Source organism: Lactiplantibacillus sp. ME-2, from assembly GCF_022549155.1.
Classification (GTDB): domain Bacteria; phylum Bacillota; class Bacilli; order Lactobacillales; family Lactobacillaceae; genus Lactiplantibacillus; species Lactiplantibacillus plantarum.
The window spans coordinates 1-13,675 of record NZ_JAKZEQ010000036.1 but is presented as its reverse complement, the minus strand read 5'-3'; the positions used below and the strand labels follow the sequence as shown (position 1 = coordinate 13,675).

Below are 13,675 nucleotides of genomic sequence, written 5' to 3'. Positions count from 1 at the left end.
ATTATTATCTTTAACCATTATGGCTAATAACTAGAAAGCAAAAGCACTCACAATCTTGCGTGTGAGTGCTTTTGATTCTCTTATACCAACCCGATCATTACTTAGGTGCATCTGTTAACGTCCACGTAATATCCCCCGTGTAAGAACCCGGAGTAGCTCCCGCATTGCTTTGATATAAAATGCCTGACTTATTCGTCCAGTCTGCCAAGACATCATAATCATCGTTATCACTAGTAGCCGTGTGACTGTCAATCACCGTACCCGCAGAATTCAGCGTGGTCGTCTGCTCGCCGTCGCGGAAAATCACGTCGCCCGCCAAATTCTGACCACCGGTTGTTTTAAAATTAGTCGCACTAGCTTGTAGTTGCCAACTAGAGCCCTTACCACGACTATCCCGTACAACTAGTTGCCAATCGTCTTCCCGGTCTGTCGTTTGAGCCGAACCATCTAAAGTAATGGTTTTAAACGTGCTGCTTTTGGCAACCGTCTTAAAACCAAGTTCACCTGCAGTAACAATAATCTGCGCTTTATCAACTGGTGAGACGTTCTCGTAACGGTCAGATGCCCATAGTTCAATCTCATTATCATCACCGACGTGTAAATCCTCTGCTTTGACCTTGTAGTAGAAGTAACCTTGTTCGTCATCATCCGACATTTGAACCGTTGGCATTTCCTTGCCATTAAGCGTTGGGTGTAGTGTCACTTGACCGTTAGTTAATTGTTCCGAATCCTCGGCTGCAACAATCCCTCTGATGATCACGTCTTCCCCATTGGCGACAGTATACGGACTATTACGAATTTTAAGGTATAGCGGCTGATCGACTGTAATCATGTAATCCGGTGCTTCCGTCGTTGTTTCAAACACCTTATTTTTAAATGTCGCCGTCGTTGCAGTTGTCTGTTCATTGACAACGACATTCTCGGCCGTCCCATTGAGCGTGATCGTCGTGGTCGGTTGACTAGCCGATACTGCTTTATCTAGAGTATAGTCAACTTTAGTATCACTACTCGTTGGCGCCGTCAAAGTCTGCTCACTACCATCCGCATACGTTACCTTGGCACTGTCAAACGTAATATGCTGTGGTAGATTGAGTTCAGCCGTAATGTTATCCCAGTCAATTTGACCACCTTGGTAAGTCAATTGATAGTCGTACTGAACTTTATGCTGAGCTTTGAGCTGGCCGCCTGTCTTGATTTCACGATTCTTGGTCTTATCCATAACCTTAACCGCCGCCTGTACGTCAACTAAATTCGGCGCGCTTTCAATCACGACCATGTTATTACCAGAATTACTACCAGTCGCCCCCATGAATCCCCAGCGAACCAGGCCATCACTACTGTTGAATTGGCTAGTATCTAACACTTCACTCTGAGTAAAGCCGCTACCCGTCGCCGACCCATCTGGATTGATGTCATTATAAGTGTACGTCATCGTTTTAGTCGCCGCATGCCAGTCCATCACCAGGTGGTGCCACTTGCTATCTCCTAATGACATATTCGTCACTAGGTTGGTATGTTTTTGCGTAAAGTAGTACCGGGTTGACCAAATTATCCCGGTAACGTCTAAACTCCTGACAGACTGATTTTCATACTGACTAGCCAGCCCAGGATACCCGGTCGCAATGTGTTGTTTCTTAATACCATCATCAAACGAATCACCCTTACCAGCATTACTATAGCTAGTTGAAGTATTGGTATAGGTATCAAACTCTAAGGCCCAACTATTTTGGATGGCCGTTTTCGCAAATTCTTCGCCGTCCTTCAATTTATTATCCGTATCAACACCCCAAACACCGAGTGTCTCACCAATAATGCTGGACGAACTGACTTGTGCGGATGCGGCAGTACCATTTGGATCATTTTGTAAGACAAAAGCCATCCCATCGCCGGCCTTACTAGTACTCGTGGATGTTCCCAAATACACCCACATTTTAAACGTAGCATCTTTATTTAAATCTAGGCGATTGGCGTCGTTCGACCAAAAGCCACCCACTTGCTTCTTGCCGTTAATAACCTGAACGGCCTGCGTATTTGGCGAGCTTGCATTGGTCACATTCCCAATATTCGCACTATTACTAATGCCACTACTGAATGCCGCTGGTAGCGTAAAGAGTTTATCCAACTGATTCAGGCCAGACGGTGCCGTTGCCAACGTCGCTTCGTCAGCAGCCTGAATTTGGGCGGTCCCGGCCCATAATCCCATTAATGCAGTTAATGCAACTAGTATTTGTTTCGGTCCCTTCCACATGTTGAAAACTCCTCTCGCTAGTTAGTCCTGACGACGGCGGTTTTTCAATAGTAGCCAGATAATTGCGCCTAATAGGACAACAATCAGTGCGCCCAACGCAACAAACCACCAGAAATAGTTCGATTGTTTTTCTGTAACAGCTGTATCATTTAAAGTCTGAGCTTCTTTATCAGTAATGGTAAAGTTCTTTGTAAATTGCCACTTACCCTTATCAGCCGTTGCCGTTAAATGTAAAGTGTACTTGCCCGCCTTCAATTGTTGCGTCCCGTCACCAACTGCAAAGTCAAAATTACTATTCGGCGCCATTGACATATTTTCCTTAGTCGTCGTCAATAATTTTTTAGACGAACCAGCTTTAGTCACGTAGCTTTTGATCTTTAAGCCATGCATAATAACGGGCTGGTTGTTTTGCAGATTAGCCGTAACGTAATTACGATAGTTACGTTGCTTGGCTTTTACCGCGCGCAACTTCATCACAGGTTTGATCCCGCTTGGATCAGATTCACGTAACTGCAAGCCAATCACGTACGCATATTGATTATTGATGGCCATGCCACTACTAGATTGTTTCGCCTTGGTACTGAGTTCCTGGATGATATTGATTCCACCCAGCGCCACGCCCGCAAACTTTTTCTCGGGTACCGTCAATTTAATAGTGACTTTTTTGCTTGACTTAGCGGGAACGGTCACGACCTGTGACTTTGAAAGTGCTGTCTTGATGTTAAACTTCAAGGAGTCATCGGCCTTAGCCTTTGCTTGGCTGTAATCGATGATACCGTTATTATTTGTAACCGCCAGATTAGGTGATACCGTGTATCGATGTTCTTTACTATCACTATTTTTAATGGTTAAAGTGAGATTTTGCGTTTGCCCTGGTGTGACCTTCAAGTCAAAATAGGACACTTTTTGATTAATTTGGTTATCAGGCAAATCAGCCTGGACCGTGTAATTGAGGTCATCCGCTCTAGCAGTCATTGTCAAACCTCCCATAACGATGCTCACAACGGCAATTAACTGCCAAAATATTTTTTTCATAGGCTTTACCCTTCCTTTATTCAACGGTAAGTGACGAGCTATGTATGATTGAAGCTGCCATTCTTTACAAGTAGCAGCTTCACATCAAACCATTTAATTAACTAGGTGCGTTCGTTAATGACCAAGCCAGCGTACCCGTGTAGTCGCCAGCACGCAATTGGCGATCATGGACTTCAAGTTCCGTGGGTACCTGCCCACGATTCAGAACGACCAGCCAAGTACCTAGACCAGTATTAGGCGGGGCAATCACGACATTATTCGCTAAACCGGCAACTAATTCACCAGTATTAACAACGTTAGGTGCAGTACTAACATTGCCAGCACCGGGCCGTAATTGGACTGCGCCTAATTTTAAAGACGTCGTTAAGGTCTGCTGACCACTTTGCAACCCGCTTGGCGTGACCTGTAACGTCCATCCAGCAGCCGTGGCGCGGCGATCAGTTATTTGAATCATCGCCCGCTCATTCTTGGCAGTCGTCTTAAACGGCCCACCCGCGGTCGTAATTGCATTGAATTTCAAATTACTGACGAAATCAATGGTTAACTTTCCCCGTGAGCCCGTACCAGCGACATTGTCTTCATCGACCGGGTCACCCGGGTATGGTTTACTGGGATCATCAGGGTCGACCGGAGAAACTGCATTGTCATCATCCGAGGGGGTCATTTCTACCTGCACCTATGACTGTGTCGTTGCAGCTTGCGTTGCGATAAACCAGCCCCAGTTACTAATGATGAGACAACCTATCACAGTCATTAATAACCGACCTGTTACCAACAATCCCTTTTTCATCGGTCACACCTCAGTTCTCCTCTGGCGCATTAACTGGTTAGCTAGGGGCGTTACCTAATGTCCATGTCAAGGTTGAAGTGTAAGCGCCAGCCGCGTTACCAGCAGGGATCAACAGGCTAACTTCATTGGTTGCGTACTTACTCGTAAACTTACCGATCCCTTCATTAGCTTCTGCGTCCATGATAATTTGATTTTGGTCAGTGATATCCACTTTATAAGCTTTTGCTTTAGAGATGTTATTAGCATCATCCGCAGTTGCATTAACTTGTGCAAAAGTTAACGCGGCGCCCCGTAATTCACGAGTATCATCTGCATTCATGAACTTCGAACCTTTAACTTGTACTAACCATCCGTCCGTATTCCCAGGGTTGGTCACTTTCAAGTCGCCAGTAACGTTCTTAGCATCATAGGTTTTACTGTCATTAGTGATTTTTTCGGTCCCAAAGCTAACACCAGGTGCTTGATCCAAGGTAATATCTTTATTAGTGTCATCCTGGATTAATTCAACTTCAGCTTTGGTCGTTGTCTCCGTATCTGCAGCTTGGCCAACAAGTGGTAATCCTGCCATTAGTGTCATGCCTGCAACGAGAGTTCCGAGATATTTTTTCATTTTGGTTGCTCCTTTATTGTTTGACGGTTGCGCCACCAGATTAGAATTAATAATATTAATAAACTAAGTCCACATACGCCGATACCGAACAGAATCCATTGCTGGGTCCCATTCATTTGCGGTAATACACCTTGTAGCGGGCTCGCAATTTTATCGGCCGCCGCATTGCCACCTGAATTAGAAGTGATCGTTAAGTGGTAAGTGCCTGATTGCGTATCAGCTACTAGTGGTAACTTGACTAGCTGACTAATACCTAAGTCTTGAAAGCTGCCCATCCAATTAATATGACCACATCCTTTCCAGATATTGACTTAAGCTTAGTATCATTATTAACGCTTAGTACCAATAGTGAATCGTTGTGAGTAACCCTATCAGCAACGAAAATATATCATGGTTTTGGAATCGCTGTCAATTGATGACGCCCCTTAACTATTGATTAAAATTCCTATTTTAACGGACTTCTGAGCCATTTTTAATATTATAGTGATTACAAATATTTTAATATAAACTACTGTAATCAGTTTAACGGCAAGCTTTCCTACTGCTTTCATTTATCCGATTAGGTCCAACTAGTTGGCGTGTTCAACTAAACAAGTCGTCAACATTATATTATCGTTAGACTTTGATGAGGCCACACATAAGTTAAAAATTTTGATAATTATAAATATTGAAATCCTATATATATTTAGAATATCGTTGTAACAGCAAGCTATTACATAAATTATCTTCAATTTATAAAATTATGTAATCGATTTAATGTGGAAATCTTTTATCAATTTTAAAGTGCAACACAATCAACTAATTAAAATCGGCTTTAAAAACAGTAAAAGCCCCCTAATCAAATAATTTCAAGCGTTAATATTCATTTACCAAACAATGAAGTGTGCTGTGGTATACTTAAAACACTTATTTTTAACCAGAAAGGCGGTTCGAATCATGCCCGCTAAAAAGACATTTCAAGACGATCAAGTTATCGAAAAAATCATGCACTTATTTTGGCAGCAAGGCTATTATCATACTTCCATGGACGAAATCGTAATAACTAGTGGCGTCAAGAAGCAAAGTTTATATAACGCTATCGGGGACAAGCACACACTTTACCTGCGTGCACTCCAGCGCTATCACCAACAAACTTTAATGCGTTGTACCCAAGCAATGCAACGCTTAGAGCAGGATGGTGCCGCCCCCTTAGCTATCCTGAGTATGCTCTTTAGCCACGATTTAACGACATCCGAACAACCAGCCGGTGACCTAATGGCTAACGCCGTCGCTGAATTTGGTACTACTGATACTGATGTTCAGCAAGCCGTCAGCTGGTTTTATGACGACTACCTGACCCTCATGGCTGCGGTCATCCTCAAAGGTCAAGCTAACGAGCAAATTATCAATAATCAGTCCAGTATGACATTAGCTCAGGCACTGCTAGAAGCCCGCATTGGCCTTCAAACGCGACTCCGTCAAGGCAGTCAGCCAGATATTCAAGCGCAGCAACAAGCCTGGATGGCTTTTCTAGCACGTCGTTGAACCTAAAGCAGTTAATCAGCGCATAAAATAAGCAAGCTTCTCCCGAACATTTTGGGAAAAGCTTGCTTTATTTTTTCATCTATATATAAGTCACAGTCATACTTTTGGGTCATAACTAGCGATTGACTTATAAATATTTTTGCACTAACCAGTGCTGTGCTGAGCTCGTCAATTGACTACCATAATGTTGTCGCAACCGTTGCACACCCGCGTAATGGTCAAATTCAAATTGACTTGTCAGCGTCTCACTAGCTAGCAACGCCTTAGCAAACTGTAAATCGTCAATCGTAATCTGTTGTCGGTAAGCCAAATCTTCATCGGCTATGATTCGTTGCCACTGATCCGTTAAGATGGCACTGGCCCGCTGATAACGACGGTCATGGGTCAACAAGGATTGCATATCATCTGGATTAAGTGGTGTCCCCATATTATTCATCCTCCAAGTTCAAATTAACTACATGACCGATTGCTGGCTCAATCGACAATCGATCTTCAGCCCGCGCTAACAACCAAATCACATTTGTAAAACGGTGTGACTCGACGTGCCGTTCACCACGGCCATCCGTTAAGATCAGCGCCAAGGTCGTCGCATTCGTCTTATGATGTGTTAGTAAATCATCAAAAATACTTTGATAAACGGTTCCACCACCGCCACGGCGCGTAAAGCGAATCTGCTGTGGCAAACTCACCTGATACGTTTGACCAGGCTGTACGATTGCATCAAACGGCTTAACGGTGATGGTTGCTGCAAATAATCGGGTTAAAGTAGCCACCTGTGCCAGTAATCGTTGCAGCATCAGATCACTGATAGAACCTGAATTATCAACATAAACTTGCAAGTCCAAGCGCGTATCGCCAATTTGACCGGGTATTTCCATCCGCGCGGGTTGCCGTCGATTAAAGCGCGCGTGCGAGGCCTTAGTACCGCTCGGAATCTGACCCAGGCCCCGAACTAGTAATTGTCGCCAATCAAGCTGGGCTGGCTGTGTCATTACAGTGAGCTGAGCTCGAACATTGCCGGCCACTAACCCTCGGCCAGCTTCATTTGTTTGCTGCCAAGCATCTTTTGCCAACTGTTTTAAACGGGCAGTTGCCAAATTGGGATTCGTTAACTGTTCAGAGGCTGACCAGCCACTTGGATCATCGATCAACTGTTGCGACTTTTGGTCGCCAGACCCTTTTGCCGGCTGCCGCTGGTCCTTATTTCGCGAAGTGGCGGTGGGCGCGCCATTCGGCTGAAGTTGCGACCGCGACTGCTGCTGTAATAATTTCAAATAACAGCCAGAATCTGCTCGTCGCGGTAGCTGGGCATCGACTAACGGCTGGACAGTCGTTAAACTGACCGCATCTTTAGGCAGACCGTCGACATACTGGTTAACGGCCAGGTCGGTCGCCAACGTCACTAACTCCGGCTGCTGCTTGACCTGCTCACGATACCGAACGGGGTGTTGCCAGACAATGTGTAGTGCCACGTGTTTTAACCCCGCTTGTAAGTAAGAAAACTGTGAAAAAGCTCGAGCAATTACTGTTGGCGCATATTGTAAGACCAACTGATTATTCTGCCAAGCTAAGATAAACGGCGTCGTTAACGTCGTATTTAACTGTCTGGGAAGTCGGGTCAGCAACTCGCCATAAAATTGATCAGTGGCTAGTAACTCAATAATGGCCCGATCAATCATGGTCGCACCTGCCTGGATCGTGTCTGCTGTTGGCGTCACTAACATCGCTTGTTGCCAACGTGTGTACTCATTGGCATTGTTAATCATGATGACTCACTGCTTTCTTACTGATTTGACCAACTGGCGACCTGTTGTAAATACTGATACAAAGCGGTCACATACGGACTTTGCTTGGCAACATTTGCTGTATATAATTGCTTTAATAAGTCGCGTTCATGGCCGATTTGTTGAACCAATGCAAACTGACCATCTTGACTGAGTGTTTGTAGGAGTTGCATGAACCGACCAGCGTGCTGATCGTCCGTCAACGGATACGTGGTTGTTAGAGCCAAACAGCTTGCCAAAACCGTTCGCTTTTGAATTTCATTCATCGCCGTAAACTGCTTAAGAATCGGTGCCGGCACCACGGCCCCCACTGGTTGACTGTCATAAATCATCGCTGGTGTCAGATGAATGGCTTGTTGTTCCAAGAATTGCTCGAATACAAGCCCTAGCTCAGTACCCACATCTCCTTGAAAGATATCCAGTGCCACAGCCGTTTGTTGATGCACAGGAAGTTTTTCAATCTCATATAAATTAGCCGAAACACGCGCCCACGCACGTGGCGTCGCTGTTAAATCAGCCTGGACATCAGCCTGATTAAGCCGCGTTACGTCTTCACTAATAAACTGCTGGACGAGTGGATGAATGTTTGGTCGGTTCATGCGCTCATCCACTTGTTTGGCCCAAGCAAGCCAGTCTGCCGCATCTGCTCGCATAACTAGACGCACGGTACGATCTTTGATGGCCGCATCGCCGGCAGTAACGCCATACGTACTACTTTCGAATCCAGTCATACTAGCATCTGGATTTTCAGCAATGATCAATTGCACCTGTTCTGGCAATTTCAATGTGTTAATCGTCCGTTGCAAGACCAGGTTCATCAATTCACTTTGAACAGCCTGCGTCCCACGATTAAATTCGTCTAAAAACCACAGAATTGGCTGCTGAGGATGCTGCTCAGCATACTGAATAATTTCAATCAACGTGTGTGCATAGCCGAATTGCACGTCAGCCAACTGGCCATAGCGCTTCGTTTGAATAAATGAGTCGCTCGTTAGTGGTGGGACTGGGATCGCTAAATCCCCCTTTTCGGACAGGCTCACAACGGTCGTGTATAATTGCGCCCCCATCCGCTTAGCAACCTCGGCTACCAAGGCCGACTTTCCAATCCCGGCTTCACCGACAATGTTCGGTACGTTCCCCGCTTTTAAAACGACCGGAACTGCTGTTAATAGAGCTTGATATGATAACGCCATTAATTAAACCTTCCTTTACTGTTCCACGTGAAACAAATTTAATTCGTTTTCAAAAACATCAGCTTACTTGTCCTAACCATTATAAAACAGAAGCCACCATTATCGACAATTAGCGTTCACAGTCACGTTAGGTCACACACCAATCATACTGACTACTATCAATAGTGACTATGCAAAAATAAAATTTTTATTTATTATAGTTTTAACAATCCACAACTGCCATAAAACGTTTTTATACCAACGTTTTACCAGTATCTTATCCATTAATATAATTATAAAAATCTTATCAGAAATATTCACAAATCAAACAAATTCCGTCGTTTTCACGAGCAGGTATTGTAAAATAGGTTAAGTTAGCAATTATTCAAAAAGGGAGTGTGCAACTATGCGCAAGTATCTCGCCGAATTTCTCGGCACATTTATGTTAGTTTTCTTAGGGACTGCAACCGTTGTGATTGCTAAGGGTGACGTCCTCGCTATTGGGTTAGCCTTCGGGTTAGCGATTACCGTTTCGGCCTATGCCTTTGGTGGTATTTCTGGTGGTCACTTTAACCCCGCCGTTACGACTGCGATGTTAATCAACCGTCGAATCGATGCCGCCGATGCCATTGGCTATATCATCGCCCAAATCATTGGGGCCATCGTTGCTTCCGCAGCAGTTAAGTCGTTTGTCAGTGCATTAGGCTTATCCGCAACATCGCTTGGTCAAACCGATTTTCCAAAAATCGGCAGTGGTATGGCCTTCTTTGTAGAAGCACTAGTCACATTCTTATTCTTAATGGTTATTCTGAACGTTACTAGTAATGACCATGGTAACGCAGACTTTGCTGGTTTGACCATTGGGGTGACCTTAGCATTCTTGATTATTGTCGCTCTCAACTTAACGGGCGGTTCTTTGAACCCTGCCCGTTCAATCGGCCCCGCTATTTTTGCTGGTGGTAGCGCCTTATCACATCTATGGGTCTACATCTTAGCACCAGAAGTCGGCGCCATCTTGGCCGCATTCTGTGCTCGGGTTATGGGATCAGAAGACTAGTTAGCAATTGACAGTCGTACCATTAACCACGATCAATTTGATACTGAAACATGATTAATAAAACAGCGGTACCGTGATGATTTTATGGCTTGGAATCATCACGGTACCGCTGTTTTTCGTATGCTTATATTTTAGGCAGTCTCAATTAGACGAATCTACGTTGCCAACTTCTCATGACGCATGGCCCTATAACCTAACCCTACGCCAAGTTTTACTTGCGTCGCCAATGCGTGTACCAGGAATGGAGCGTTCCAATCAATAGGCCAATAATGACGACAACTGCTGAAACATAGCCAAAAATACCAATGTTTGTAATCCAACTATTATCAGGATGGCTTTGAACTAGTAGTGATGATCCAACAATCAGCGCTGCCAGAATAACGGATAGTACAATCTTATTGACCATCGAATCAATCCGATCAATAAACATCTTGCGGTGTGCAAAGACCAAGTTGACCCGCGTCTGACCATTCTCAAACGTATCTAGAGCTGATAATAAGCGTGACGGAATCTTCGGGGCATCACGCAGGCTTTGAAGGCTAGCCAACATGCCATCTTCCAGTTCATTGCGCCAATTAAAATTCTCGCGGATGTACTTGCGCGCAAATGGCCGCGCCACGTCCATCATTGATAAGGTTGGGTCGAGCGTCTCCACAATACCTTCGATCGTTCCAAACGCCTTACCTAACATGGTAACCGCTGGATTCATTTGAATATTATTACTGCGACAAACCTTGACCATTTCAAACAACAAGCCTTGAAAATCAATGTCGCCCAGTCCCGAATTATAATACTGACTTAAAAATGGTGCTAACTCACTAAAGAACGCTTCTTCATCAACCACGCCAGTTCGGTTTGAAATCGCTAAGATTGCTTTGCCGACTTGATGGGTATCTTCGGTTGTCACTGCCACGACAACATTAGCAATTCCTGCCATCAAAGCTGGACTGATCTCACCCATCATGCCAAAATCCAGATAAACTAACCGGTATGGTGGTAACTGCCGTTTGCCAATTTTCCCGCCATGCTTGGGAACCGTATCGTGATACCCAATATCATCTGGTTGCAATTCCCGCAATAAGATATTCCCTGGATGAGGATCAGCGTGAAAAAAGCCATCTTCAAAAACCTGCTTCAAGAAATTTTGCACCAAGACATGGGCCAAATAGCGGCGTTCGTCATCATACTGGTGATTTCCGTCTTCATCGGCCGCAAGCATTTGCGCCATAAAATGCTGAATCGTCGTTCCCGGCATATACTGGTTAACAAGCACTTTTTGCGTACTATACTTCGCATAAACCCGGGGCACCCGAATAATATCGTCCGCATTATTCAGTCGGTAAAACCGTGATCCATTTTTTACCTCAATACTGGTATCCAATTCATTGAATAGTGACCGTTTGATTTCACCAACCATTTCGCGCAAATCAACAACTGAAGACTCCGGAATATATCGCAATAGGGGTAACGCCCGCTCAAATAACGAAATATCTAGGGCCACCTCGGCGTCAATACCCGGATGCTGCACCTTCACCACGACCTTCTGCCCATTGAGCAGTGTCGCATGGTGCGTCTGGCCCATTGATGCTGATGCAAACGGTCGCTCGTCAAACTGGGCAAACATTTCATTGATTGGCTTCCCTGTCTGCTGCTCGATCGTTTGCTTGACCACACTAAAATCATCGGCCCGGACATTATTTTGCAATTTTTTGAATTCGTTAGCAAATTCTGGCTTAACGATATCTGTACGTGAAGAAAGAATCTGGCCAATTTTAATAAACGTCGGTCCAAGTTCTTCAAACGCCGCGCGCACTTGATCAGGATTTTTCTGACGTGCAAGGTTGCTCAAAACGTTATAGCGCCGCAAGACACTGACAATCGTCCGAAAACGGGTATGGCGGTTCTGATTCACTTGCCATTGGGGCTTTTCCTCATTGTTGTTGGTCATCAGCGGACCCTCCTCACAAATTTCCTTATTACAGCTATTATCCATCTTTATTTAAGAATCCGCACTAGCTAACTAACTTTTTTTGAAAAAAGATTGACAAATACTAATCGCGGTTGTAAATTAGAACCACATTAAAAATCGATTAACAAACACGCCGATGAACAAAGTAAACCTTCTGGAAATGCCTAGAGAGTGTCAGTTTGGTGCAATGACATCATGACCAGATCGTTGAAAATCAGTTCTGAGTGGCAGTGACGAGCTTGATGTTAGTTGCTGTTGGTTGCTCCCATTATTGAGCCGAAGTATCGCAAGTGGCCGGCCACTTGCCGTACTTTTTAAGGTGATTCGTCGTAAGGCAGTCACAAAGCTAAGGTGGTAACACGTGTTCAAACGTCCTGGTTTCTGAGTCTAACTCAGATATCAGGACGTTTTTTGGTTAATCGCAACTTTTATTTAATAATTATTGTCTCAATCAAATAAGGGAGTGCTGTTGATATGTTAAATCGAGTTCAAAAGCGAAACTTAACCAAACGTGATTACGTCACCTTAAGTTCAATGATTTTCGCCTTATTCTTCGGGGCTGGCAACCTCATTTTTCCACTTCACTTGGGTCAACTAGCGGGCGGTCACTGGGGGATTGCTGCGGCCGGCTTTCTCATCACGGCGGTTTTGTTGCCCTTACTATCTGTTTTAGCCGTCTGTGTCACTAAATCCAAGGGAGTTTATGACATTGGTAAGCCACTAGGCGCAACCTTTGCCGTTGTCTTCATGGTTCTCATCCACTTTACAATTGGCCCCTTCTTTGGAACACCACGGACGGCCACCGTATCATTCACCGTTGGTCTGGCACCGTTTTTCCCAGCAAAGTATCAATCACTCGCATTACTGCTGTTTTCCGCCGCATTTTTCGGACTCGCCTACTACTTGTCCGTTGAACAGAGCAAAATTATGGCTCGGGTCGGCAAATTATTAAATCCATTATTTTTGCTATTATTAGTCGCCATCTTCGCCGTAGCTTTCAGCAGTCCGCTAGCTCATGCCGGTAGCACCAGTGCAACTGCTGCCTATCAGACCGCAGGCTTTACCAATGGTTTCTTGCAAGGCTACAACACGATGGACGCCTTAGCTGGGTTGGCGTTAGGTGTCACTATCGTCACTGCCGTTAATTTCATGGGCCAAACCGACCCGAACAAAGCCGCGTGGGTGACCGCCCGAGCTGGCTTCTTCTCAATGGCCTTTGAAGGCTTGATTTACGTGCTCTTAATCTTGTTAGGCGCGCAATCGTTAGGTCAATTCAAATTATCCGATAACGGCGGGGTCGCCTTTGACCAAATCGTTAACCACTACATGGGTAATGTCGGACAAGCCATTTTAGCCGTGTTGATCATTACCACTTGTTTGACCACCGCTATCGGGCTCGTCGCCGCCTTCGCTCAGGACTTCCATAAGCACTTCGGTTTCTTGAGTTACAAAGCCTGGTTAAGAATCACGTGCCTCGCCTCATTTT

The 13,675-nt window shown here is 44.9% G+C and carries 12 protein-coding genes and 1 other annotated feature; of the genes, 3 read left to right on the top strand and 9 right to left on the bottom strand.

The features are described from left to right. Positions 1-97: 97 nt before the first annotated feature. The 5 genes from MMY95_RS12240 to MMY95_RS12220 form a co-directional block, all read right to left on the bottom strand. Positions 98-2,248: a cell surface protein gene (locus tag MMY95_RS12240; protein WP_241277678.1), complete on the bottom strand. Its 2,151-nt coding sequence runs from the start codon at positions 2,246-2,248 to the stop codon at positions 98-100. A 21-nt stretch (positions 2,249-2,269) separates the two neighbouring features. Further along, positions 2,270-3,283 (bottom strand): DUF916 and DUF3324 domain-containing protein, encoded by a 1,014-nt coding sequence (locus MMY95_RS12235; RefSeq protein WP_053267496.1) that lies wholly within the window; start codon positions 3,281-3,283, stop codon positions 2,270-2,272. Positions 3,284-3,380: 97 nt separating this feature from the next. Then, positions 3,381-3,959, bottom strand: coding sequence for a WxL domain-containing protein (locus MMY95_RS12230; protein ID WP_241277677.1), 579 nt, complete (start codon positions 3,957-3,959; stop codon positions 3,381-3,383). 151 nt (positions 3,960-4,110) lie between these two features. Continuing rightward, positions 4,111-4,683: a WxL domain-containing protein gene (locus tag MMY95_RS12225; protein ID WP_003643037.1), complete on the bottom strand. Its 573-nt coding sequence runs from the start codon at positions 4,681-4,683 to the stop codon at positions 4,111-4,113. Then, positions 4,680-4,958, bottom strand: coding sequence for a hypothetical protein (locus MMY95_RS12220; RefSeq protein ID WP_003643038.1), 279 nt, complete (start codon positions 4,956-4,958; stop codon positions 4,680-4,682). The genes MMY95_RS12225 and MMY95_RS12220 overlap by 4 nt, the downstream gene beginning before the upstream one ends. Before the next feature lie 661 nt (positions 4,959-5,619). On the opposite strand from MMY95_RS12220, the gene MMY95_RS12215 reads away from it, so the two are divergent. After that, a complete protein-coding gene (locus MMY95_RS12215; protein WP_011102171.1) occupies positions 5,620-6,207 on the top strand; it encodes a TetR/AcrR family transcriptional regulator in 588 nt (195 codons plus the stop codon). A 127-nt stretch (positions 6,208-6,334) separates the two neighbouring features. Here the strand turns inward: MMY95_RS12215 and MMY95_RS12210 are convergent, their stop codons facing one another. From MMY95_RS12210 to MMY95_RS12200, 3 genes are read right to left on the bottom strand one after another with little or no spacing between them, the layout of a single operon-like run. Then, positions 6,335-6,634 (bottom strand): hypothetical protein, encoded by a 300-nt coding sequence (locus MMY95_RS12210; RefSeq protein WP_003643553.1) that lies wholly within the window; start codon positions 6,632-6,634, stop codon positions 6,335-6,337. Position 6,635: 1 nt separating this feature from the next. Then, positions 6,636-7,973 carry a VWA-like domain-containing protein gene (locus MMY95_RS12205; RefSeq protein ID WP_053267495.1) on the bottom strand — a complete coding sequence of 446 codons (1,338 nt, stop codon included), beginning with the start codon at positions 7,971-7,973 and terminating at the stop codon, positions 6,636-6,638. Between the two features lie 17 nt (positions 7,974-7,990). Continuing rightward, on the bottom strand, positions 7,991-9,184 hold the full coding sequence (locus MMY95_RS12200) for an ATP-binding protein (RefSeq protein WP_003643555.1): 1,194 nt from the start codon (positions 9,182-9,184) through the stop codon (positions 7,991-7,993). A gap of 385 nt (positions 9,185-9,569) precedes the next feature. On the opposite strand from MMY95_RS12200, the gene MMY95_RS12195 reads away from it, so the two are divergent. Beyond that, positions 9,570-10,220: an aquaporin gene (locus tag MMY95_RS12195; protein ID WP_003643044.1), complete on the top strand. Its 651-nt coding sequence runs from the start codon at positions 9,570-9,572 to the stop codon at positions 10,218-10,220. 211 nt (positions 10,221-10,431) lie between these two features. On the opposite strand, the gene MMY95_RS12190 is transcribed toward MMY95_RS12195, so the two are convergent. Further along, complete coding sequence (locus MMY95_RS12190) at positions 10,432-12,168, bottom strand: AarF/UbiB family protein (RefSeq protein WP_087508925.1); 1,737 nt, start codon at positions 12,166-12,168, stop codon at positions 10,432-10,434. 145 nt (positions 12,169-12,313) lie between these two features. After that, positions 12,314-12,569, top strand: a binding site (T-box leader). 94 nt (positions 12,570-12,663) lie between these two features. On the opposite strand from MMY95_RS12190, the gene brnQ reads away from it, so the two are divergent. Beyond that, positions 12,664-13,675: branched-chain amino acid transport system II carrier protein (gene brnQ, locus MMY95_RS12185; protein ID WP_241277676.1), on the top strand; the 1,012-nt coding region annotated here is incomplete at its 3' end.